This window comes from Bosea sp. F3-2 (assembly GCF_008253865.1).
GTDB lineage: Bacteria > Pseudomonadota > Alphaproteobacteria > Rhizobiales > Beijerinckiaceae > Allobosea.
This window is the reverse complement of record NZ_CP042331.1, coordinates 1827769-1849602: the sequence shown is the minus strand read 5'-3', so window position 1 is coordinate 1849602 and position 21834 is coordinate 1827769. Positions and strand designations below refer to the sequence as shown.

The following is a 21834-nucleotide window of genomic DNA, read 5'->3' as shown; positions in this document are numbered from 1 at the left end:
TGTCATGTCGTCAAACTTGCCGCGGTGTCAGTTCGGCATCGCCGAAGAAGCCGCCGGGGCGCACGATCAGTACGATGGCCAGCAGGGAGTAGACGGCGAGGTCACGCTGCTCGATCGGCAGCGTCGCCGACCATAGGGCCTCGAAGATGGCGATGCAGAGCCCGCCCAGCGCCGCGCCGCTGACCGAGCCGATACCGCCAAGAATGGCAGCGACGAGCGCCTTGAGACCCAGAGAGAAACCGCCGGCGAAACCCATGCCGCCATAGATCGCCGTCACGATGACGCCGGCCATGCCGCAGATGGCGCAGGCGATGATGACGGCGACGTCATGCACGGCGCGGGCATCGACGCCGAACAGCGCCGCAGTCCGCGCGTCGTCTGCGACGGCCCGCCAGGCGCGGCCATAGGCCGTGCGCCGGATCAGCGCGACGAGGCCGAGCATGACGCCAAGGCCGATGATGGCGAGAGCCAGTGCCAGCGGGTTCAAGGTGAGGATGAAGCTCCCGGCATGGGCCAGGGGAATCGGGCTGTTGAACACCGGCGGCAGCCAACGCAGCTCCGGACCTTGCACCAGCCTGAGATATTCGGACATCGCGATGGCGAGCCCGATCGTGGCGATCAACATCTGCTGGCCGCTGCCGCGCTCGAGGTGACGCAGCACGAAGCGGCCCATGGCGAAGCCGTGCAGGGCGCAAACGAGGATCGCGACGGCGAAGGCGACCGCGAGCCCCGAAAGCGGTGTCGAGATCGCGAGCGAGAGCAGCAGCGCGACGCCGACGACGGAGGCGAGCGCGCCGAGCGCTGCGAACTCGCCGAAGCTCAGGATGATCCGCCCGGTCAGCCCGTAGACGAGGGCATAGGCCGCAGCGAGCAGGCCGTAGATCGCCGCCGAGGGCAGGGCGCTCAACCCCTGCTGGAGACCATAGGCAAGCGAGAGCGGGAGCGCAGGCAGGTTCTCGGCGGAGGGGGCGGCCGGATCAGGCGGTGGCTCGGCCCGGTCCTCGAGATAGAAGCGCCGCAGCAGATAGAAGCTGGCATCGGCCATCGGGCGCCCGTCGGAGGCGATGCCGATCAGGGCGCCGCGACCGGGTCCACTGCCTTCCCCGGCGAAGAGGCAGTCGATGCTGCGGTGGCGCGAGACATCGTCGCCGAGCTGCACGCGGTACAACAGCCTCAGCGCGCGCGGCACCGGCCCCTTCGTGGCGCGCTCGATCTCGATGCGGGCATTCGGTGGATTGAGCGGTGGGATCGCCTGTCGGCAAAGCCGCATCTGATCGGTGTCGAAATCTGCGCCGCACCCCGCGAGGGCGAGCAGGATGACGGCCAGAATCGGCAGGAGGAGCGGGCGCATGTCGCCTGACGGTAGCGCTGCCGCTTGGGCAAGGAAACCGCGACGTCATTCTCGGGCGGAGCGAAGCGCAGACCCGAGGATCTCTTGCGGGATCAGGCGCCGTTTCGTCCCGAGATGCCCGGGGCAAGCCCGAGCATGACGCCCCGCTCAGCCAGCAGCCTTGAGCTTCTTCGCCACGCGCGGCGCGAAATAGGTCAGCACGCCGTCGGCGCCTGCGCGCTTGAAGGCCAGCAGGCTCTCCAGCATCGCCTTGTCGCCGTCGAGCCAGCCATTGTTCGCCGCCGCCATGATCATCGCGTACTCGCCGGAGACCTGATAGGCGAAGGTCGGCACGCGGAAATGGTCCTTCACTCGCGCCACCACGTCGAGATAGGGCAGGCCGGGCTTGATCATCACCATGTCGGCGCCTTCCTCGAGGTCGAGCATCACCTCGGCGATCGCCTCGTCGGTATTGGCCGGGTCCATCTGGTAGGTGCGCTTGTCGCCGATGAGCGTGGCGTTGGTGCCGATCGCGTCGCGGAAGGGGCCGTAGAACGCGGAGGCGTACTTCGCCGCATAGGCCATGATCTGCACATCCTCATGGCCATCGCCGTCGAGGGCCGCGCGGATCGCGCCGACGCGCCCGTCCATCATGTCGGACGGCGCGATGACGTCGGCGCCGGCATCGGCGAGGGCCTGGGCCTGCTGGACGAGGATAGCGACACTGGCATCGTTGAGGATGCGCTCGCCGTCCATGACGCCGTCATGGCCATGAGAGGTGTAGGGGTCGAGCGCCGCGTCGCAGATGATACCGATCTGCGGCACCTGCGCCTTGATGGCGCGCACCGCGCGGCACATCAGGTTGTTCGTGTTGAGCGCTTCCGAGCCGGTCGGGTCGCGCAGCGTCTTGTCGACATAGGGGAAGGGCGCGATCGCCGGCATGCCGAGCGCCGCAGCCTCGGCCGCCTGCCGCACGGCTTCCTCGATGTTCAGCCGGTCGACACCCGGCATCCATTCGACCGGCGTGCGAGCCTCGCGCGAATCCATCAGGAAGATCGGCCAGATCAGGTCGTCGGTCGTGAGCGCCGACTCGCGCACCAGCCGGCGCGACCATTCGGCCTTGCGGTTGCGGCGCATGCGGCGAGTGAGCCCGAGCGACGGCGCGGCGCGCGCCTCGTCCAGATGCGACTGAGGAGCGGGAAAAGGCCGCACGACCCGGGATTCCATGAACTGTGCCTCAAGCGGTGAACAAAAACGTCCCGGCATTCGTCGAACGGGCGATGTCGGCAAGCTGTTTACATATCACATCGGAACCATTCCAAAACAGGGCGCATGGTCGCAAGGCCGCTGTCAGCCCGGCGCAGGGCGCAGCGGCGGTGCCGTGCGGCGAGGCCCAATCGCGCTGGCCGATCCGTCGCGTTGACAAGCCTGCCCCCGCCTTCCAGAACCGCTGCCCACGGAAGCGGGATCGGACCATGACGCAGGACCAGGAGATCATCTGCGAGATCCGCGGCGCTGCTGGCGTCGTGGTGCTCAATCGGCCGAAGGCGCTGAACGCGCTGAGCCTCGGCATGGTTCGCGAGCTCGCCCGCGCGCTCGATGCCTGGGAGAACGATCCGCAGGTTACCCGTGTCGTCGTCATCAGCACGAGCGAGAAGGCCTTCTCGGCCGGCGGCGACATCCGCTGGCTGCATGATTGCGGCAAGGTCGGGCGATACGAGGAGATGCTCGCCTTCTGGGGCGAGGAATACATCCTCAACCACCGCATCAAGACCTATCCCAAGCCCTATGTCGCGCTGATCGACGGCATCGTCATGGGCGGCGGCGTCGGCATCTCCCTGCATGGCAGCCACCGCATTGCCGGTGACCGCTATCTCTTCGCCATGCCCGAGGTCGGCATCGGCTTCTTCCCCGATGTCGGCGCGACTTATGCCTTGCCGCGGCTGGCTGACGGCTTCGGCCGCTTCCTCGCGTTGACGGGAGAGCGCATCGGCGCCGCTGATGCCCTGTCGGTCGGGCTCGCGACCCATGGGATGCCGAGCGAGCGGATGGCGGAGCTGGCCGATGCGCTGACGGGCCGTGGCGCGCTCGACGAGATCCTCGCCGCCTTCAGCCTCCAGCGAGGGCCCGGCCCGCTCCAGGCTGAGCGCGCGGTGATCGCGGATGCCTTCGGCGGAGAGACCTTGCCGGAGGTGATCGCGCGTCTGGACAAGGCTGCTGCGAACGGTAGCGCCTTCGCCGGCAAGCTGCTGCAGACGATCGCCACGAAATCGCCGACCAGCGTCGCGATCGCCTTCGAGCAGATGCGGCGCGGCGCCGGGCTCGACTTCGCCGAGGCGATGCGGACCGAGTACCGCATCGTATCGCGCATTGCGCGCGGGCATGACTTCTATGAAGGTGTGCGTGCCGTGGTGATCGACAAGGACCAGGCGCCGCGCTGGCAGCCGGCGACCCTCGACGCCGTTCGGCAGGCCGATATCGACGCCTATTTCGCGCTGCTCGGCGCCGACGAACTCAAGCTGGAGGGTTGAGCTTGGGGCTAGGTGGCGATGGCGAGGCTCTGCGTGGCGCGAGGACTGGCGAGGATGGTGAGAAGCGTCAGGGGCGCTGGCGGCTCCTGCTCGTCTGGTTCCTGCGCCTGCTCTCGGCCTTCTGGCTGGCCAAGGGGCTGACCGCCTGGGCGGTGATCTTCGGCCTGCCCGGCAATCCACAGCCGCCCTTCGAAAACCGGCTGCTGAGCTACCAGGCCATCATCGTCTATTTCGCCGTGATCGACCTCGTCGCCGCGGTCGGCCTCTGGCTGACCTCGACCTGGGGCGGCGTGCTCTGGCTTCTGGCGGCGATCAGCCAGATGCTGCTGAGTTTCTTTTTCCCGCGCTTCGTGCCGATGACGGCATGGCTGGTCGCGCTCTATATCGGGCTGATGGCGGTCTATTTCCTCGCGACCTGGGCGGCGGAGAACGAGGCCGAGTAGCGTTCCACTTCGTGGCCTGCGTGCTTCGCACATCGCTGGCGAAGGGGGCATCTTCCCTTCTCCCACCCATCTCGGGCTTGCCCGAGATGGGCAGCTCTTGGTGCCGAAGTCGGCAACAGCCGACTTCGGTGCGGGAGAAGGTGGCGCGTAGCGCCGGATGAGGGGTTGCGCGACGCTTCTCGTCATTGCGAGGAGCGAAGCGACGAAGCAATCCAGGGGCCGTCGCGCTCTACGCCCCCTGGATTGCGTCGCTGCGCTCGCAATGACGGAAAGGGCAGCGCGACCCCTCATCCGTCAGCGCTGCGCGCTGCCACCTTCTCCCGCAAGGGGAGAAGGGAAGATGCCCCTCCGCGCAGATGTGTGAATACCGTAGCCGTTGCTGCCGCACCGCCGCGCCCGACCCCTCGATTGCGCCGAGTCATGGTAAGAATCGCTTTAGCTTAAGCGTTTCTGGCTTCACTTACGATTCACCCAAAGCGGTAAATCCCTGATTCATCCTGATATTTAAACTCGTTTTCATCCGTGCCGGCTTATGGTGTTTTTCAGAAGCGGACCAGGAGACAAATCTTGGCCGACACACAACAGGCGGGATATACCATGAAAGCGAGCGTCAAGACTTCGGATGTGGCCAAGACTAAAGAGGCCGAACTCAACGTGAAGCCTCTTTATCTTGAGTCGCTCACTCTGGTGGAGCGGCTGCATCGCCGGCTTCTCGATGTCATCAAGGATGAGTTCGAGCGCCGCGGCCGTGACGACGTCAACAGCGTGCAGGCCCTGCTGCTCTACAACATCGGCGATGCCGAGCTGTCCGCCAGCGAGCTGCGTACCCGCGGCTACTATCTCGGTTCGAACGTGTCCTACAATGTGAAGAAGCTGGTCGAGCTCGGCTATCTCCACCACGCCCGTTCGCGCATCGACCGCCGCTCGGTCCGGATCAGCCTGACCGACAAGGGCACCGAAGTGCACGATATCGTGAAGGGCGTCTACGACAAGCATGTCCGCACGGTCGAGCAGATCGGCGGCATCGCGGCTGATGACTTCGAGCGCATGAACAATGCGCTGCTGCGTCTGGAGCGCTTCTGGACCGACCAGATCCGCTACAAGCTCTGAGAAATCCGTCGCTTGGCGGCGGCTATATCGATCTGCCTGCCTGTTGCGCGGCTGGGGCTCCGTCCCGGCCGCGTCGGCGCGACTCCCGCGGGCTACGGCATCGACTGTGACTTTGTTGCCATGCATGGGGCAAAACCATGCCATGCCCTAAATTCGCCTCTGTCATCACGCCTCGTTAACCGTGCTAGGACACCGTCATCGGCCATGAGGTTGTTGCGGCAGTTTGCAGCGAACGTCGCCATCTCGGCGACGTTTTTGTGCGGCCTGTCTGCATGCGTGTAGTCTTGAAGAGGGAAGAGATGTCGCAACTGAGCCTGACCCGCCGCGAAACCGTGCTGGCCCTTCTGTCGGGTGCCGCCACGGCCGCAGCAGCACCGGCGCTCGCGCAGCAAGCAGAGTGGCGCCAGAGCTACGATGCGGGTCCGCGCAACGCCGTCCTGCGCTCCTCCACGCCGATGCTTTCGCCGGAATCGCTGCAGGCCACAGAAGAGGCGATCGCCGCCTATCGCGATCTCGCCGGCCGAGGCGGCTGGCCGCAGGTCCAGCTGCCCGAGCGCATGGGTGTCGGCGCCAAGGGGCCGGGCGTGGTGGCTCTGCGTCAGCGCCTGATCGTCACCGGCGATCTCGATGCCGCCGCGGGCGACAGCCCGGTCTATGATTCCTATGTCGAAGCGGGCGTGCGCCGCTTCCAGTCGCGCGTCGGCCTGTCCACCACCGGCACGATCAACCGCGCCACCGTGGTCGCGCTGAATGTCCCGATCGATCGCCGCATCCGCCAGCTCGAGACCAATGTCGTGCGCCTGCGCACCTGGTCCGGCAATCTCGGCGGTCGCTATGTCGTCGCCAACATTCCGGCGGCGACGGTGGAGACGGTCGAGAACGGCCATGTCGCGACCCGCCATGCTGCCGGCGTCGGCAAGATCGACCGCCAGTCGCCGCTGCTCCAGACCCGGATTCCGGAAATCAATTTCAACCCGACCTGGACGGTTCCCGCTTCGATCATCCGCAAGGATCTGATCCCGAAGATGCGCAAGGAGCCGAGCTACCTCACCGAGAACAAGATCCGCATCATCTCGCCGAGCGGCGGCGAGATTTCGCCCGCCAGCGTGAACTGGAACTCGGACGAAGCGACGCGCTACACCTTCCGGCAGGATCCGGGCGGCGACTTCAACTCGCTCGGCTTTGTGCGCATCAACATTCCGAGCCCGCACGGCGTCTACATGCATGACACGCCGTCGAAGGGCATCTTCGGCGACGACTACCGCTTCGTCTCCTCGGGCTGCATGCGCGTCCAGAACGTCCGCGACTATGTCGCCTGGCTGTTGAAGAACACCCCCGGCTGGGATCGCTCCAAGATCGACGAGGTCATCCAGTCCGGCCAGCGCGTCAACGCTCGCATCGCCGATCCGGTGGCTTGCTACTGGGTCTATGTCACTGCCTGGGCGACCGCGGATGGCGGCGTGCAGTTCCGCGACGACATCTACAACAAGGATGGCCTTGGCCCGGCGCCGGTTGCGGCTCTCCAGGGCGATCAGGACATCTGATCTCAACCTTCATTGTGCGTTGAAAACCCGCCGGTCATCCGGCGGGTTTTTTGTTGTCAGAATGCTTTGCGCCAGCTTCTCAACGCGCCGCCGGCGAGCAGTGCCATGCCTGCGAGAAGCAGCGCGGTTCCCTCGAACAGGCCACGATAGCCATGCGCTGCGATCAGCGGCGTGCTGACCAGCGGCGAGCAGAACTGGCCGATGAAGATCGAAGCGGTCAGGATACCGCCGGCAAGGCCTCTGGATTGGGGAGGCGCCAGATTGAGCGCGAGGGCGACGAAGCTCGGGGAAACCAGCGCATAGCCCGCGCCGATCAGCAGCGCTGCCGCGAACAGGGGCGGGACGGCGTCCGCGTGCGGCAGCAGCACGAAGCCGAGCGCCATCGCGGCATAGCCAAGCGCGAAGATCCCCGCATAGCCGCCCACACGCTGGAGACGCGGATAGAGCAGGGCGAAGCAGCCGCCCGAGATCATCAGCATGCCCAGCACCGTGCCGGTCATGATCGCGCTCTCGTAGCCTTGGGCTTCCAGGAAGAACGCGATCTGCGTCGGCATCAGGAAGAAGATCATGTTGGTCGCCGCCTGCAGGATCACCAGCAAGGCGAGCGGGAAGCGCCAAGATGCAGAACCATCGTGGCTATCCGCCGCTTTGGCGTCGCTTCTGGGCGAGGCGCGCGTCGGTTCGACGATGACCAGCCACATCACGGGCAGGAAGACGGCGGCAAGCCCGTAGATGGCAAAGGGCAGGCGAGGGGATGTCGCAGCGGCCCATCCGGCGAGCGAGATGAAGACGAGTCCGCCGAAATTGCGGGCCGAGATTTGCAGGCCCGTCAGCGCGTTGCGGTCTTCACCGGTGAAGTAGTCGCCGATGAGCGCGGTCTGCGCCGTCATGATGAGCGCGACGGCGATGCCGAGGATGAACCGGCTCGCGAAGATCGTCGGCAGGTCCGGCAGGACGAGGCCCGCACAGCCGGAAATGACGAAGAGGGCGACGCCGGCGAGCAGCATGGCGCGCCGTCCGAGCCGGTCGGCGACGATTCCCGCGAGGGGCGCGCAGAGTGCGACGCTGAGCGATGGCGCCGGCACCAAGAGCCGCGTCAGCATCGCCGCGTTCGGATCATCGGCGAACGCGCGCTCGAGTCCGGGTAGCGCCGGGCTGATCGTCGCATTGGCCATGGTCGTGAGCATGGCCGCCATCAGAAGCGCGACTGCCCGCCCGTCCTGCCAGACCGGTTTTCCTCGTGTGATCTCGATGCTCGCCATGGCTTTTCCTCTTGCTGAAATCGCTGGTTCGGGAGAGCCTACGAATTCAAGTCAACTTGAGGTCAAGCATGCCGCTCATGGATATCGGCGAGGTCGCGGAGCGCTCCGGGGTGCCGCCCTCGACGCTGCGCTACTATGAGGAAATCGGTCTGATCCGTTCGCAGGGCCGGCGCGGGCTGCGGCGGCAATTCGATGCCGATGTTCTTCTCAAGCTGTCGCTGGTCGGCCTCGGCAAGATCGCCGGCTTTTCCCTGGACGAGATCGCCGGCATGTTCGGCGAGAATGACGAGCCTGACATTCCGCGCGAGCGATTGCGTGCCAAGGCCAACGAACTGCAACGTCAGATCCTCGGTCTGAGAACGCTGCGGGATGCGCTGCGCCATGTCGCTGATTGTCAGGCGCCGACTCACCTCGAATGCCCGACCTTCCGTGCGCTCCTGAAGACGGCCTCACGAAGGCCGCTCGTCTACCATCCGTCGCAGCCGGAGCGAGGGGCGGGGGCCAAGCCCGCACGGCAGCGGCGGAAAAGCTGATTCTGCGCCCTGGGGCAGTCGCGCGTAGCCTGTGTCCATCTATCGCTTGGACAGCCTTCCGCCCCATGGTAGGGGACGCCGCAACGGAGCTGGGCCGCACCCGCCGCATTCTTCAGGAGCCGGACATGACCGAAGCCGCGCTGAACAAGCACCTCTCGAACTCCTTCTTCGGCGCCTCGCTGGCCGATGCCGATCCGGAGATCGCCCGCGCCATCGAGCTGGAGCTCGGTCGCCAGCGCGACGAGATCGAGCTGATCGCTTCGGAGAACATCGTCTCCCGCGCCGTGCTCGAGGCGCAGGGCTCGGTCATGACCAACAAATACGCCGAGGGCTATCCGGGCCGGCGCTACTATGGCGGCTGCCAGTTCGTCGATATCGCCGAGAAGCTCGCCATCGAGCGCGCCTGCCGCCTGTTCGGCTGCAACTATGCCAACGTCCAGCCGAACTCCGGCTCGCAGGCCAATCAGGGCGTCTTCATGGCGCTGATGCAGCCGGGCGACACTTTCATGGGCCTCGACCTCGCCGCCGGCGGGCACCTGACCCATGGCGCGCCGGTCAACCAGTCCGGCAAATGGTTCAACGTCGTCTCCTACGGCGTCTGCGTCGTCGACCAGCTCATCGACTATGACGCGCTGGAGCGTCTCGCCATCGAGCACAAGCCGAAGGTCATCGTCGCCGGCGGCTCGGCCTATGCCCGTCACTGGGATTTCGCCCGCTTCCGCGAGATCTGCGACAAGGTCGGCGCCTATTTCATGGTCGATATCGCCCATTTCGCCGGGCTTGTCGCGGGCGGCGCGCATCCCTCGCCGTTCCCGCATGCCCATGTCGTCACGACCACGACGCACAAGACCCTGCGCGGCCCGCGCGGCGGCATGATCCTGACCAATGACGAGGCGCTGGCGAAGAAGATCAACTCGGCCATCTTCCCGGGCATCCAGGGCGGCCCGCTGATGCATGTCATCGCCGCCAAGGCGGTCTCCTTCCAGGAGGCGCTGCAGCCGGAGTTCAAGGCCTACGCCCATGCCGTCGTCGCCAACGCCAAGGCACTGGCCGAGACGCTGAAGTCGAAGGGCTTCGATCTCGTCACCGGCGGCACCGACAACCACCTGATGCTGGTCGACCTGCGCTCGAAGAAGCTGACCGGCAAGGCGGCGGAAGCGGCGCTCGGCCGCGCCCACATCACCTGCAACAAGAACGGCATCCCCTTCGACCCGGAGAAGCCGATGACTACTTCCGGCATTCGCCTCGGCACGCCGGCTGCGACCTCGCGCGGCTTCGGCATCGCCGAGTTCAAGCAGGTCGGTGAGCTGATCGCCGAGGTGCTGGACGGCCTTGCCGCCAATGGCGAGGAAGGCAATGCCGCGGTCGAGCAGGCCGTCACCGCGAAGGTCAAGGCGCTGACGGCGCGCTTCCCGATCTATTGAGCGGGGCGGCCGGCGCAGCGCCTCAGGGAAACCGGCCAGTCAGCTTGAGCATGAACAGGGTCTCCGCTGGGTTGCCGGGCAAGTCATTGCGCTTGCCCTGGCTCAGCTCTGCGTTCAGGTCGAAGTTCTTGTTGAACTTGTAGTCGAGCGAGCCGCTGACGCCCGGCTGCCTGTCCTTGACCTGGGCGGCGACGGCGAGGTTGAACGCGTCCCAGTTCGCCCCCAGCTTCAGAGAGAGGTCGACGGCCGGCTTGGTCATGTCCTTCTTGACGATGCCGGTCAGGTCGAAGGAGCCGTATTTCACGACGACCTCGCCCTCGACCTCGCTCACCGCGGCCGCTTTGGTGACGACCTGGAGCGAGAGGTCGAGCTTGAGACGCTCCCAATTCACCTTGCCGGTCAATTTGGCGCCGACCAGCTCCGCCGTCGGGTCGAAGATGATTCTGCCGACGCCGAGCCTCAGCGCGCCGAGCTTGACCACCTCGAACTTCAGCTTCGCCAGTTGCTGCAGGCCCAGCGTCACGGCCGCATTCGTGGGCTTGGTGACGAAGAGGGCTGCGCCGGCCCCGACCGCGAGTGCGGCGCCGACGACATAGACGATGCCCTTGTGGCGATCGACCCAGACGCCGAGCGCGGAGGAGCCGAGCGCTTCCTTGAAGCCGTTGATCTGCTTCTCGAGGGCCTTGTACTTCGGCGATTTCTTGATCTGGCTGAAATATTCGTCGGATGCCTTGGACAGGACGTCGTCGCCGATCGACCGAAGCTTCTGGATATCCTCGGCCGAGAGCTGTGTCGTCTGGCTCTGCAGTTTCTCATTCGCGAATCTCAGCAGGCGCGTCTGAGCCGCCGCCAGCACGGTCGGGTCCTTGAGGACCTCGGCGAGCCGTTCGGGGAATCTGAGGATCTCGTCGTCAAGAAGGTCGAATGACAGCACGACAAGCCCGCCGAAGGCATCGCCGACATTGCTTCCATTCTCTGCCATGCTAGATGCTCCGGTTCGTCGCGAAGGATTTCGGGCTTACTGGCTTTGTCTCCTGCAGGCGGCGGAACGTTCATTCGACGGGCCTGAGGCCATGTCGTCGTTTTTTGCTGGTATACGACGCCGGCGTTAGTCACTGAAGAGTCGAGTGGCGCCTTCCGGCAGGCCATTCCAAGGATTTGCAGGATGCGCTGTCCCTATTGCGGCTCTCTCGACACGCAGGTGAAGGATTCCCGTCCCACCGACGACCACGCCGCGATCCGCCGTCGCCGGGTCTGCCCCGATTGCGGCGGCCGCTTCACCACCTTCGAGCGCGTGCAGCTGCGCGAGCTGACGGTGGTCAAGCGCTCGGGCCGGCGCGCGCCGTTCGACCGCGACAAGCTGGAGACCTCGATCGCGCATGCGCTGCGCAAGCGCCCCGTCGCGCCGGAGCGCATCGAGCGCATGGTCAATGGCATCGTCCGCCAGCTCGAAAGCTCGGGTGAGGCGGAGATTCCAAGCTCGACCATCGGCGAGTTGGTGATGGAGGGGCTGAAAGGCCTCGACGACGTCGCCTATGTCCGTTTCGCCTCGGTCTACAAGAACTTCCGCGAGGCCAAGGATTTCGAGGAGCTGCTCGGCCAGCTGGGCGGTGGCGAGGAAGAGGCCGCCTCCGTCGCGGCCCTGCGCGAGAGGCCTCCGCGCGACGATGACTGATCGCAGCGCGGTCGACCGCGCCTTCATGGCCCAGGCGCTCGCCTATGGCGCCCGCAATCTCGGCGCGACCTGGCCGAACCCCTCTGTCGGCGCCATCGTCACACGCGACACCCACGATGGGCCGGTCGTTGTCGCCCGTGGCCTGACCCAGCCCGGCGGGCGGCCGCATGGCGAGGCGCATGCCTTCTCCCGAGCCGGGGCTGCGTCGATGGGCGGCACGCTCTACGTCACGCTGGAGCCCTGCTCGCATCGCTCGCTGCGTGGCGGCATCCCCTGCGTCGAGCACACCATCCTGTCGGGCGTGAAGCGGGTCGTTTCGGCGATGTCGGACCCCAACCCCTTCATCGCAGGGCTGGGGCACGCGCTGCTGCGCACGGCCGGCATCGAGGTCGTCGTCGGCGTCCTCGAAGACCAGGCCCGGCGGGCGCATCGCGGCCATGTCCTGCGCATTACGCAGGGGCGGCCGATGGTGACCTTCAAGATCGCCCGCACGGCAGACGGCTATGCAGGCGGGGAAGGGGGCACGCCCATCGCCGTGTCCAGCCCGGTCGCGGGCGGCTGGGTGCATCTGCAGCGCGCCCATCACGATGCGATCATGCTCGGCGTCAATTCGGTGCTCTCGGACGACCCGCAGCTCACCGTGCGCCTGCCCGGTCTGGCCGAACGCTCGCCCATCCGTGTCATCCTCGACACGCATCTGCGCCTGCCGCTTGCTTCGAAGCTCGCGCGCACGGCGCGCGAGGTGCCGGTCTGGGTGATCGCGGCCGAGACCGCGCCGGTCGAGCCTGAAGAGGCGCTGGTCGCGGCCGGCGTCGAGGTCATGCGGGTATCGGTGGGAGCCGACGGCCATCTCGATCTGCGCGAGGCGCTGAACCTGCTCGGCACGCGCGGCATCACCCGCGTCTTCTCGGAGGGGGGGCCGCGCATCGGCGAGAAGCTGGCGCTGGCCGGCCTCGCGGATGAGGTGATCGTCTCGACCTCGCCAAAAACGCTGGGGCAGCCCGGCGTCGTTGCCGTGCGTCCGGGACTTGCCGGCCTGCTGGCCGACCCCGATCTATACGCCCTTGCTGAGACCGGGCTGATCGGTCAGGACCGTTTCGAGCATTTCGTGAGGAGAGGCTGATGTTCACCGGCATCGTCACCGCCATCGGCGAGGTCGTGGAGGTCGAGCGCAAGGGGCCGAGCCTCAAGCGCTTCGCCATCGCCTGCCCCTATGATGCAGAAGGCATCGCGATCGGCGCCTCGATCGCCTGTGCCGGCGTCTGCCTGACGGTCACGGCGCTCAAGCCCCGCACGGATGGCGCGCCCGGCTGCCTCTTCCAGGTCGAGGCCGCGGCGGAGACGCTGGCAAAGACGGTTGTCGGCGATTGGGTGCCCGGAACGCAGATCAATCTGGAGCGCTCGCTCAAGGTCGGCGAGGAACTCGGCGGCCATCTCGTTACGGGGCATGTCGATGGCGTTGCGCGCATCCTTAAGATCGACGCGATCGAGGCCGATCCGGACGAGCCCTGGGGCGCGACGGCGCGCTTCCACATCCGCGCGCCGCAGGATCTCGCCCGCTTCATCGCGACCAAGGGCTCGGTCTGCCTCGATGGCACCTCACTGACCGTCAACTCCGTCGAGGGCGACGTCTTCACCGTTCTGCTCATTCCGCACTCCTTCGCGGTCACCACCTGGGGGCAGCGCAAGGAGGGCGATCCCGTCCATCTCGAGGTCGATCTGATGGCGCGCTACGCCGCACGGCTTGCGGAGGCGCGCCCGCAAGGGTAACGAGCCCGATCACATTCCAAGAAGGATAGAAGAAATGGCCGGACCCCGGCAGACCTCGGCCGACAAGGCCGCAACTCTGGCCGTCGAGATCGACGGCGCCCGCGTCCTCGTCGTCGAGGCGCGTTTCTACGATAAGCTCGCCGATGAGTTGCTCGCCGGCGCCGTGGCGGTGCTGGAAGAGGCCGGCTGCCGCGTCGATGTCGTCACCGTTCCCGGCGCGCTGGAGATCCCCTCCGCCATCGTCATCGGCTTGCGCGCCGCCGACGAGGCTGTCGATCCCTATGAGGCCGTCGTGGCGCTCGGCACCGTCATCCGTGGCGAGACCGGTCATTACGACATTGTCGCCGGCGAGAGCTCGCGCGCGCTGATGGACCTCTCGGTCGCCTTCGCGCTGCCGCTCGGCAACGGCATCCTGACCGTCGAGAACGAGCCGCAGGCCTGGGCCCGCGCCAACCGCGCCGACATGAACAAGGGTGGCGGCGCGGCCGAAGCGGCGCTGGCCGTCCTGCGCTACAAGCGCTCCCTGGCGGAGCAATCGCAATGAGCCGGGCCGAGAAGCGGCGCGGCGCGCGGCTCTCGGTCGTGCAGGCGCTCTACGAGATGGAAGTCGGCGGCCGCGGCGTCGTCGAGGCGATGGCCGAGTTCGAGGCCTTCTGGATCGGCAAGGAGGTCGAGGAGATCGAGCTGCCGCAGGCCGAGATCGCCTTCTTTCGTGACGTGCTGGGCGGCGTCGTCCGCGAGCAGCGCGTGGTGGACCGCACGGTCGATGATCTTCTCGCCAAGAACTGGCCGCTGAAGCGGGTCGAGGCCGTGGTGCGCGCGGTCCTGCGCGCGGGCGCCTATGAGCTCGCCTTCCGCAAGGACGTGCCGGCGCGTGCCGTCATTTCCGAATATGTCGCGGTTGCACGCGCTTTCTACGAGGGCGAGGAGATCGGCATGGTCAACGCCGTGCTCGACCGCATGGCCCGCGACTTCCGCGCCGACGAGTTCGACGCTCCGGCGGCCTGATGTCCGGAACCTCCCGCCCCGGCGAGTTCGAGCTGATCGCTCGCTATTTCGCGCCGATCGCCGGGCCGGGTGGCTTGGGTCTCCTCGACGATGCCGGGCTGCTGCGGCCCGGCCGCGGCTATGAGGTCGTCGTCACGGCCGACGCGCTCGTCGCCGGCGTCCACTTCTTCCCGGATGACCCGCCCGAGGCGATCGGCTGGAAGGCGCTTGCCGTCAATCTCTCCGATCTCGCCGCCAAGGGCGCCAAGCCCGAAGGCTTCGTCCTGACGCTCGCCCTGCCGCGCGGCTGGACTGAAGTCTGGCTCGCCGGCTTCGTGGCCGGCCTCGCCCGCATGGCCGAAGCGGCGGGTTGCCCGCTAATCGGTGGCGATACCGTCTCGACGACGGGGCCGCTCACCCTGTCGATCACCGCCTTCGGCACGGTTCCGGCAGGACGGGTGGTCAAGCGCTCGGGAGCGAAGCCGGGCGATGTCGTGCTCGTCTCCGGCAGCATCGGCGATGGCGCGCTCGGCCTGAAGGCGCATGGCCCGGACAAGCCGGGCTGGGTCGCCCTGCTCGGCGCGGAAGACCGGGCGTTCCTCGCGGACCGCTATCTGCATCCGCAGCCGCGCTACGCGCTCGCGCAGGCGCTGCAGCGCCATGCCTCCGCCGCGATGGACGTCTCCGATGGGCTTGTCGGCGATCTCGCCAAGCTGCTGAAGGCCTCCGGCGCCGGCGCAGAGATCGATCTCGATTCCGTCCCGCTCTCGCCTGCGGCCCGCGCCGCGCTCATGGCCGATCCCGCGCTGGCGGAACTGGCCTGGACCGGCGGAGACGACTACGAAATTCTCTGTACGGCATCGGAAGGGGAATATCCTGCTCTGATTACGGCGGCGGAGGAGATCATGCTTCCGTTGACGCTCATCGGACGGATCACCGCCGAGGCCGGCGTAGTGACATATAGCGAGAAGGGCGGGGCGCGCAGCTTCGCGCAAGGCTCCTTCTCCCATTTCTGAAAGCGGCGCGTCACGGCGACCGCGAGGCGGCGTTGTGATGAACCAGCATGTTCCGGTCCTCGATGGCGACAGGCTCGCGAAGCGCAACGCGCTGGTCCTTGCCGGTGCGCAGGCGCTCGGCGGTGCCAACCCCGCGATCATCGTTTCGCTCGGCGGCATCGTCGGTGCGCAGCTGGTGGCCGACAAGGCCTTCGCCACGGTGCCGGTCAGCCTGCTCCAGCTCGGCATTGCCGTTGGCGTGATTCCGGCTGCGATGGTGATGCGCAGAATCGGGCGGCGCAGCGGCTACCTGATCGGCGCACTCGTCGGCGCGACGGGAGCAAGCCTCGCCGCCGGCGGTGCGACGTTGCGCCTGTTCTGGCTGTTCTGCCTCGGCACCTTCGTCTGCGGGCTCTACGGCTCCTTCGTCCAGAGCTATCGCTTCGCCGCCGCCGATACGGCGAGCGATGAGTTTCGGCCTCGCGCCATTTCCTGGGTGATGTTCGGCGGTCTTGCGGCGGGCATCATCGGGCCGCAATCGGTCTACTGGACGCGCGATCTCACACCGTCCGCGCCTTTTGCCGCGAGCTTCTTGGCGCAGGGTGCTCTGGCTCTGATCGCCATCCTGATCGTCTCCCGCCTGCGTGCCCCACGGGTCGGGGCGGTTCGTTCCGGCGGGGGGCGCCCGCTCGGCGAGATCATGCGTCAGCCGAAATTCATCGCCTCGGTCACGGCTTCGCTGGTCGCCTATGGGCTGATGAGCTTCGTCATGACGGCCGCGCCGATGGCGATGGTTGCCTGCGGCCATTCGGTCGGCGATGCCGCGCTCGGCATCCAGTGGCATGTGCTCTCAATGTTCGGGCCGAGCTTCTTCACCGGCCGGCTGATCGCCCGCTTCGGCAAGGGCACGATCACCTCGGTCGGCCTTGTCCTGACGGCGCTCGCCGCCGTCGTCGGCCTCACCGGCCTCAGCGTCGGCCATTTCTGGCTCGCGCTGATTCTGCTCGGCCTCGGCTGGAATTTCGGTTTCATCGGTGCAACCGCGCTGGTCACCGATTGCTACCGGCCGGAAGAGCGGGTGAAGGTGCAGGCCGCTAACGACTTCCTCGTCTTCGGCTCGGTCGCCATCGCCTCCTTCTCGGCCGGCGGCTTGCTCAGCCATGGTGGTTGGGACAGTGTGAACTGGCTCGTCTTCCCGCCGGTGGCCATCGCGCTGGCGATGGTGGCTTGGGCGCGTCTCCAGCGCCCGGCCGTCGCTTGAAGGGCCAGGCGCGTTCTCCCGGGAGTTTTCGATGACCAATCGCGCATTTCCGCCCGCGACCGGCCGCGTGCCGCCGGGGGCGATCGGCCATAACCGCGGCGTGGTGCGTTCCAACTACGCCTTCATGCCGCCGGAAGGCGTTCTGATCAGCCGCCTGCCGCAATACAAGGACACCATCGTCCGCGTTCTCGCTGCGCCGGTCCTCGGAGCCGCCTTTGCCCAGTATGTTCTCGAGATCGCGCCGGGCGGCGGAACGCTGGCTGCGTTCAGCGAAGACAGCGTCCAGCACTTCTTCTACGTCTTGTCGGGCGAGGTCGCTCTGTCGATCGATGGCGCTGCGGCACAAGGGATGGCGCCGGGCGGCTTCGCCTATCTGCCGCCGGCCACGCCGTTCACGCTGCGCAACGAGAGTGGCGAGCCCGTCCGAGTCCTTGCGCTCCGCAAGCGCCATGAGCCCGCGCCTAGCCTGACGGTGCCCGAGCCGATCCTGTCGCATCAGGACGCTGTGCCGATGACGAATCACACCGGCAAGGAAGGGCGCGGCTTCCAGTTCCTGCTGCCCTATGGCGACATGCGATTCGATTTCGAGATGAACCTGATGTGGTTCAAGCCGGGAGTCTGCTTCCCGGCAGTCGAGACGCATGTCATGGAGCACGGCCTCTACATGCTGGAAGGGCAGGGGCTCTACCTGCTCGGCGAAGAATGGCACGAGATCTGGGCGCAGGATTTCATCTGGATGGGCGGTTATTGCCCGCAGCAATTCTATCCGACCGGCCACGACGACGCCTGCTATCTGCTCTACAAGAACGTCAACCGCGACGTTGCGCTTTGAGCCGCGACAGGGCTCGCCTGACATCCGACAAAATTTGTTAGGCGCGCCGTTTGCGCTCTTCGACGAAACTTGCCACAAATTCGCCTGACACTGGCGACGCGGAGCGGGCCTTGTAGTCTTCAGGGCCCGTTTTTCGTTGCCTGACGTCCAACGCTGCAAAAGAGGAGCGGCAGCGCTCCCGACGGCTCGGAAGCTTTGAGGCGGTTGGTGACCATGGACAAGCTCTGGGTGAGGTCAAATCGGTCGGATGCCAGGAGCATCGTGCCGCCGATACCTTTGTATCGGCAAGCGGTGCGACGCCGCAGCCGCCCGGTTTCACCTCACCGCGTGGCGGCGCGGCGCTTTTGCCCGATTGCGGCGTCGCCCGCCACGGCCAAGCCGGAAGGCTTGGCCGCATCGAGTTCCTGGCACTCGGGCAAAATCGCCTGCGCCCAGAGCTTGTCCATGGTCACCAACCGCCTCTAGGGTCAGGAAAACGAATGTCAGCTCTGCCTCTCATCATCATATTGAGTGCGTTGTCGATAGCCTACGGCATCTGGGCCTATGGCGACGTGATGAAGCGCGATGCCGGCAACCAGCGCATGCAGGAGATCTCCGGCGCGGTGGCCGAAGGCGCGCAGGCCTATCTCAAGCGCCAATATCTCACGATTTCCATGGTCGGAGTGGTGGTCTTCGTGGTGCTGTCCTATCTGCTCGGCAAATGGGTCGGCATCGGCTACCTGATCGGTGCCGTGCTCTCCGGCGCGGCCGGCTTCATCGGCATGAACGTCTCGGTCCGCGCCAATGTACGCACGGCCCAGGCGGCGATGAAGTCGCTGGGTGACGGGCTCGACGTCGCCTTCAAGGCGGGCGCCGTCACCGGCATGCTCGTCGCCGGCCTCGCGCTGCTCGGCGTCGCCGTCTACTACGGCATCCTGACCTCCTATCTCGGCTTCGAGCCCTCCAGCCGCACGGTGATCGATTCGCTGGTGGCGCTGGGCTTCGGCGCCTCGCTGATCTCGATCTTCGCCCGTCTCGGCGGCGGCATCTTCACCAAGGGGGCCGATGTCGGCGCCGACCTCGTCGGCAAGGTCGAGGCCGGCATCCCGGAAGACGACCCGCGCAATCCTGCGACCATCGCGGACAATGTCGGCGACAATGTCGGCGACTGCGCCGGCATGGCGGCCGACCTGTTCGAGACCTATGCGGTGACGCTGGTTGCAACCATGGTGCTCGCGGCGATCTTCTTCGCCGGCCAGCCGGTGCTGGGCACGATGATGCTCTATCCGATGGCGATCGGTGCGGCCTGTATCGTCACCTCGATCATCGGCACCTTCTTCGTCAAACTCGGCGCCAACCAGTCGATCATGGGCGCGCTCTACAAGGGCTTCATCGCCGCCGGTGTGCTCTCCGTCGGCGCGATCGCGGCGGTCAATTATCTGATGTTCGGCGGCTTCTCGGCCTCCTTCACCACCGTGCAGGGGGTCAGCTTCTCCTCGGGCAAGCTCTTCGGCTGCGCGCTGGTCGGCCTGGCCGTCACGCTCTGCATCGTCGTCATCACCGAATACTACACCGGCACCGGCAAGCGCCCGGTCGTCTCGATCGCCCAGGCCTCGGTCACCGGCCATGGCACCAACGTCATCCAGGGCCTTGCGGTCTCGCTGGAGGCGACGGCGGCGCCGGTCATCGTGATCGTCGCCGGCATCATCATCGCCTATGGCCTCGCCGGTCTGTTCGGCATTGCCATCGCCACCACCGCCATGCTGGCGCTGGCCGGCGTGGTCGTGGCGCTCGATGCCTTCGGCCCGGTCACCGACAATGCCGGCGGTATCGCCGAGATGGCGGGCCTGCCCAAGGAGGTGCGCAGCTCCACCGACGCGCTCGATGCGGTCGGCAACACGACGAAGGCGGTCACCAAGGGCTATGCGATCGGCTCGGCTGGCCTCGGTGCGCTAGTGCTCTTTGCCGCCTACACCTCGGACCTGAACTACTTCGTCGCCGAGGCCAACAAGGCGGGCGCCAGCAACTACCAGTACTTCAAGGGGGTCACGGTCGATTTCACCCTGTCGAACCCCTATGTCGTCGTCGGCCTGCTGCTCGGCGGTCTCATCCCCTTCCTGTTCGGCGGCATCGCCATGACGGCGGTCGGCCGCGCCGCCGGCTCGGTGGTGGAGGAGGTGCGCAGGCAGTTCCGTGAAAAGCCCGGCATCATGGAAGGCACTGAGCGGCCCGATTACGGCCGCGCCGTCGACATGCTGACCCGCGCCGCGATCAAGGAGATGGTCATACCCTCGCTTCTGCCGGTCCTGGCGCCGGTCGTGACCTTCTTCGTCATCAACGCCATCGCCGGCAAGAACCAGGCCTTCGCCGCCGTCGGCGCCATGCTGCTGGGCGTCATCGTCACCGGCATCTTCGTCGCGATCTCGATGACCTCGGGCGGCGGCGCCTGGGACAACGCCAAGAAGAGCTTCGAGGATGGCTTCGTCGACAAGAACGGCGTGCGCCATATGAAGGGCTCCGAAGCGCATAAGGCCTCGGTCACCGGTGACACCGTCGGCGACCCCTACAAGGACACGGCGGGCCCCGCCGTGAATCCCGCAATCAAGATCACCAACATCATCGCTCTTCTGCTGCTGGCGATCCTGGCGCATTCCTGATCGAAAACATCCTTCCAGCAATCGAGCCCGCGGCGAAAGCCGCGGGTTCTTCTTTGGTGCGAGGGAAGGCCGTCATTGCGAGCGGAGCGAAGCAATCCAGGGGGATTGGTGAGACGTTCTGCCCAGTCCCCCTGGATTGCTTCGTCGCTTCGCTCCTCGCAATGACGGCCGGCATCGCCGTTCGAGTTGATGCCAGAAAGGAATTTCAGATCAACGGCTTGTGCGCCCCGTTTGAATCAACTCGGCAACCTCTTGAATCAAGCTCGCAGGCTACGGCCGAAACCGTAGTGTTGCCGCATGCTGTCGCGCGCTGTTGCTGGCATGGTCTCGCCAACCCGAGGAGAGACCATGTCCACGCAAGCGCTCGATAGCCCGGCCGCCGTGCCGAACCGCTCTACCGAACTCGCCCTGCTGCTCCTGCTCGCCACGCTCTGGGGCGGCTCCTACACCTTCATCAAGATCGGCGTGGAGACGATCCCGCCGCTGACCCTGATCGCCGCGCGCACGCTGATCGCGGGCCTGATCCTGCTCGCGGTCATTCGCTGGCGCGGCTTGCGGATACCGCGGGACGCGACCATCTGGCGGCGCTTTCTGACGCAGGCCCTGCTCAACAGCGTCGTGCCTTTCACCCTGATCGCCTGGGCCGAACGCAGCGTCGATGCAGGCCTTGCCTCGATCCTCAACGGCACCACGCCGGTCTTCGTCTTCCTGATCTCGCTGGTGCTGATGCGGGGACAGCGCCCGGACTGGCGCAAGGGACTTGGAGTCGCGGCCGGCATAGCAGGCGTCAGTCTGATCGTCGGCGTCGATGCCTTCTCCGGCCTCGGCCATGCGGTCTTGCCGCAACTCGCCATCGTCGCGGCGACCGTTGCCTATGCCTGCGCTGCGCTTTTCGGGCGCAATTTCGCCGGCTTGGACCCGCTATTGCCGGCCGCGGGCTCGATGCTGACGGGCACGGCGCTGCTGATCCCAGCGGCGCTGATCGTCGATCGGCCCTGGATGCTGGCACCGTCGCAGGATTCGATCCTGGCGTTGCTGGCGCTCTCGGTCTTCTCGACGGCGCTTGCCTTCGCGATCTATTTCCGCCTGATCCGCACGCTCGGTTCGGTCGGGACCACGGCCGTGTCCTATCTGCGCGTGCCGATCGGCGTGGCCATCGGCATCGTTTTCCTCGGGGAGAGGTTAAGTTCGACGGCCTGGACCGGTCTCGGCCTTGTCGTGCTCGGAGTGGTGGCGATGACATTGCCTGAGCGCCCCGACACGTCGCGCTGACGCTGCAGAGGCGCCGTTCGCTGCGTGGGAAACTCCTGCGGAGAGACCTTGTCCCATGTGACGGACAGTTCCTCAGTTAACCCTGCATTAAGACTAAGATTGCGGGAGCCTGGGGTCCGGATCATTTTACATGCCGAAGCGCGAGCACTCGGAGGCGAAAGCAATCATGTCCCTGGCAAGCATGGCGCCGGCTCGCCTGCAGCCGGCCTCGCGGGCCTTAGGGCCCGCA

Annotated in this window: 21 protein-coding genes; 16 read left to right on the top strand and 5 right to left on the bottom strand. The window is 66.4% G+C overall.

Annotation, left to right across the window (positions count from 1 at the left end; translation table 11 throughout):
• Positions 1-10: 10 nt before the first annotated feature.
• Complete coding sequence (locus tag FQV39_RS08585) at positions 11-1351, bottom strand: branched-chain amino acid ABC transporter permease (protein WP_149129909.1); 1341 nt, start codon at positions 1349-1351, stop codon at positions 11-13.
• Between the two features lie 147 nt (positions 1352-1498).
• A complete protein-coding gene (gene hemB, locus FQV39_RS08580) occupies positions 1499-2557 on the bottom strand; it encodes a porphobilinogen synthase (RefSeq protein WP_149129908.1) in 1059 nt (352 codons plus the stop codon).
• Between the two features lie 248 nt (positions 2558-2805).
• Here hemB and FQV39_RS08575 point away from each other — a divergent pair, with 248 nt between their 5' ends.
• The 4 genes from FQV39_RS08575 (at position 2806) to FQV39_RS08555 (ending at position 6958) form a co-directional block, all read left to right on the top strand.
• Positions 2806-3861 (top strand): enoyl-CoA hydratase/isomerase family protein, encoded by a 1056-nt coding sequence (locus FQV39_RS08575; protein WP_149129907.1) that lies wholly within the window; start codon positions 2806-2808, stop codon positions 3859-3861.
• Positions 3862-3863: 2 nt separating this feature from the next.
• Positions 3864-4304, top strand: coding sequence for a DUF6163 family protein (locus tag FQV39_RS08570; RefSeq protein ID WP_149129906.1), 441 nt, complete (start codon positions 3864-3866; stop codon positions 4302-4304).
• Between the two features lie 597 nt (positions 4305-4901).
• Positions 4902-5414: a transcriptional regulator LdtR gene (ldtR, locus tag FQV39_RS08560; protein ID WP_149133738.1), complete on the top strand. Its 513-nt coding sequence runs from the start codon at positions 4902-4904 to the stop codon at positions 5412-5414.
• A gap of 299 nt (positions 5415-5713) precedes the next feature.
• Complete coding sequence (locus tag FQV39_RS08555) at positions 5714-6958, top strand: L,D-transpeptidase family protein (protein ID WP_149129904.1); 1245 nt, start codon at positions 5714-5716, stop codon at positions 6956-6958.
• Between the two features lie 56 nt (positions 6959-7014).
• Here FQV39_RS08555 and FQV39_RS08550 read toward each other — a convergent pair whose 3' ends face one another.
• On the bottom strand, positions 7015-8220 hold the full coding sequence (locus FQV39_RS08550) for an MFS transporter (protein ID WP_149129903.1): 1206 nt from the start codon (positions 8218-8220) through the stop codon (positions 7015-7017).
• Between the two features lie 68 nt (positions 8221-8288).
• On the opposite strand from FQV39_RS08550, the gene FQV39_RS08545 reads away from it, so the two are divergent.
• Together FQV39_RS08545 and glyA are read left to right on the top strand one after the other, a co-directional pair.
• Complete coding sequence (locus tag FQV39_RS08545; RefSeq protein ID WP_149129902.1) at positions 8289-8753, top strand: helix-turn-helix domain-containing protein; 465 nt, start codon at positions 8289-8291, stop codon at positions 8751-8753.
• 125 nt (positions 8754-8878) lie between these two features.
• Positions 8879-10177, top strand: coding sequence for a serine hydroxymethyltransferase (glyA, locus tag FQV39_RS08540; RefSeq protein WP_149129901.1), 1299 nt, complete (start codon positions 8879-8881; stop codon positions 10175-10177).
• A gap of 22 nt (positions 10178-10199) precedes the next feature.
• On the opposite strand, the gene FQV39_RS08535 is transcribed toward glyA, so the two are convergent.
• Positions 10200-11159, bottom strand: coding sequence for a hypothetical protein (locus tag FQV39_RS08535; protein WP_149129900.1), 960 nt, complete (start codon positions 11157-11159; stop codon positions 10200-10202).
• Positions 11160-11342: 183 nt separating this feature from the next.
• Between FQV39_RS08535 and nrdR the strand changes: the two genes are divergently transcribed.
• From nrdR to allE, 8 genes are read left to right on the top strand one after another with little or no spacing between them, the layout of a single operon-like run.
• A complete protein-coding gene (gene nrdR, locus FQV39_RS08530) occupies positions 11343-11852 on the top strand; it encodes a transcriptional regulator NrdR (RefSeq protein ID WP_149129899.1) in 510 nt (169 codons plus the stop codon).
• A complete protein-coding gene (ribD, locus tag FQV39_RS08525) occupies positions 11845-12975 on the top strand; it encodes a bifunctional diaminohydroxyphosphoribosylaminopyrimidine deaminase/5-amino-6-(5-phosphoribosylamino)uracil reductase RibD (RefSeq protein WP_149129898.1) in 1131 nt (376 codons plus the stop codon). The genes nrdR and ribD overlap by 8 nt, the downstream gene beginning before the upstream one ends.
• Positions 12975-13622, top strand: a complete 648-nt coding sequence (locus FQV39_RS08520; RefSeq protein WP_149129897.1) for a riboflavin synthase — start codon at positions 12975-12977, stop codon at positions 13620-13622. Before ribD ends, FQV39_RS08520 begins: the two co-directional genes overlap by 1 nt.
• 34 nt (positions 13623-13656) lie before the next feature.
• Complete coding sequence (ribH, locus tag FQV39_RS08515) at positions 13657-14166, top strand: 6,7-dimethyl-8-ribityllumazine synthase (protein WP_149129896.1); 510 nt, start codon at positions 13657-13659, stop codon at positions 14164-14166.
• Complete coding sequence (gene nusB / locus FQV39_RS08510) at positions 14163-14630, top strand: transcription antitermination factor NusB (protein ID WP_149129895.1); 468 nt, start codon at positions 14163-14165, stop codon at positions 14628-14630. The genes ribH and nusB overlap by 4 nt, the downstream gene beginning before the upstream one ends.
• Entirely contained in the window at positions 14630-15625 is a 996-nt protein-coding gene (thiL, locus tag FQV39_RS08505; protein WP_149129894.1) for a thiamine-phosphate kinase, read from the top strand. Before nusB ends, thiL begins: the two co-directional genes overlap by 1 nt.
• Positions 15626-15662: 37 nt before the next feature.
• A complete protein-coding gene (locus tag FQV39_RS08500; RefSeq protein WP_149129893.1) occupies positions 15663-16865 on the top strand; it encodes an MFS transporter in 1203 nt (400 codons plus the stop codon).
• 31 nt (positions 16866-16896) lie between these two features.
• Positions 16897-17697, top strand: a complete 801-nt coding sequence (gene allE, locus FQV39_RS08495; RefSeq protein ID WP_149129892.1) for a (S)-ureidoglycine aminohydrolase — start codon at positions 16897-16899, stop codon at positions 17695-17697.
• Positions 17698-18017: 320 nt separating this feature from the next.
• Here allE and FQV39_RS34120 read toward each other — a convergent pair whose 3' ends face one another.
• Entirely contained in the window at positions 18018-18149 is a 132-nt protein-coding gene (locus FQV39_RS34120) for a hypothetical protein (RefSeq protein ID WP_282570280.1), read from the bottom strand.
• 27 nt (positions 18150-18176) lie between these two features.
• Here FQV39_RS34120 and FQV39_RS08490 point away from each other — a divergent pair, with 27 nt between their 5' ends.
• Positions 18177-20333: a sodium-translocating pyrophosphatase gene (locus FQV39_RS08490; RefSeq protein WP_149129891.1), complete on the top strand. Its 2157-nt coding sequence runs from the start codon at positions 18177-18179 to the stop codon at positions 20331-20333.
• A 348-nt stretch (positions 20334-20681) separates the two neighbouring features.
• A complete protein-coding gene (locus FQV39_RS08480; RefSeq protein ID WP_149129889.1) occupies positions 20682-21605 on the top strand; it encodes a DMT family transporter in 924 nt (307 codons plus the stop codon).
• Positions 21606-21834 lie beyond the last annotated feature (229 nt).

Excerpts from the sequence above, each read along its gene's own strand:
- FQV39_RS08585 (WP_149129909.1), bottom strand. The coding sequence starts at position 1,351 with ATGCGCCCGCTCCTCCTGCCGATTCTGGCCGTCATCCTGCTCGCCCTC.
- hemB (WP_149129908.1), bottom strand. The coding sequence starts at position 2,557 with ATGGAATCCCGGGTCGTGCGGCCTTTTCCCGCTCCTCAGTCGCATCTG.
- FQV39_RS08575 (WP_149129907.1), top strand. The coding sequence starts at position 2,806 with ATGACGCAGGACCAGGAGATCATCTGCGAGATCCGCGGCGCTGCTGGC.
- ldtR (WP_149133738.1), top strand. The coding sequence starts at position 4,902 with ATGAAAGCGAGCGTCAAGACTTCGGATGTGGCCAAGACTAAAGAGGCC.
- FQV39_RS08555 (WP_149129904.1), top strand. The coding sequence starts at position 5,714 with ATGTCGCAACTGAGCCTGACCCGCCGCGAAACCGTGCTGGCCCTTCTG.
- FQV39_RS08550 (WP_149129903.1), bottom strand. The coding sequence starts at position 8,220 with ATGGCGAGCATCGAGATCACACGAGGAAAACCGGTCTGGCAGGACGGG.
- FQV39_RS08545 (WP_149129902.1), top strand. The coding sequence starts at position 8,289 with ATGCCGCTCATGGATATCGGCGAGGTCGCGGAGCGCTCCGGGGTGCCG.
- glyA (WP_149129901.1), top strand. The coding sequence starts at position 8,879 with ATGACCGAAGCCGCGCTGAACAAGCACCTCTCGAACTCCTTCTTCGGC.
- FQV39_RS08535 (WP_149129900.1), bottom strand. The coding sequence starts at position 11,159 with ATGGCAGAGAATGGAAGCAATGTCGGCGATGCCTTCGGCGGGCTTGTC.
- nrdR (WP_149129899.1), top strand. The coding sequence starts at position 11,343 with ATGCGCTGTCCCTATTGCGGCTCTCTCGACACGCAGGTGAAGGATTCC.
- ribD (WP_149129898.1), top strand. The coding sequence starts at position 11,845 with ATGACTGATCGCAGCGCGGTCGACCGCGCCTTCATGGCCCAGGCGCTC.
- FQV39_RS08520 (WP_149129897.1), top strand. The coding sequence starts at position 12,975 with ATGTTCACCGGCATCGTCACCGCCATCGGCGAGGTCGTGGAGGTCGAG.
- ribH (WP_149129896.1), top strand. The coding sequence starts at position 13,657 with ATGGCCGGACCCCGGCAGACCTCGGCCGACAAGGCCGCAACTCTGGCC.
- nusB (WP_149129895.1), top strand. The coding sequence starts at position 14,163 with ATGAGCCGGGCCGAGAAGCGGCGCGGCGCGCGGCTCTCGGTCGTGCAG.
- thiL (WP_149129894.1), top strand. The coding sequence starts at position 14,630 with ATGTCCGGAACCTCCCGCCCCGGCGAGTTCGAGCTGATCGCTCGCTAT.
- FQV39_RS08500 (WP_149129893.1), top strand. The coding sequence starts at position 15,663 with ATGAACCAGCATGTTCCGGTCCTCGATGGCGACAGGCTCGCGAAGCGC.
- allE (WP_149129892.1), top strand. The coding sequence starts at position 16,897 with ATGACCAATCGCGCATTTCCGCCCGCGACCGGCCGCGTGCCGCCGGGG.
- FQV39_RS08490 (WP_149129891.1), top strand. The coding sequence starts at position 18,177 with ATGTCAGCTCTGCCTCTCATCATCATATTGAGTGCGTTGTCGATAGCC.
- FQV39_RS08480 (WP_149129889.1), top strand. The coding sequence starts at position 20,682 with ATGTCCACGCAAGCGCTCGATAGCCCGGCCGCCGTGCCGAACCGCTCT.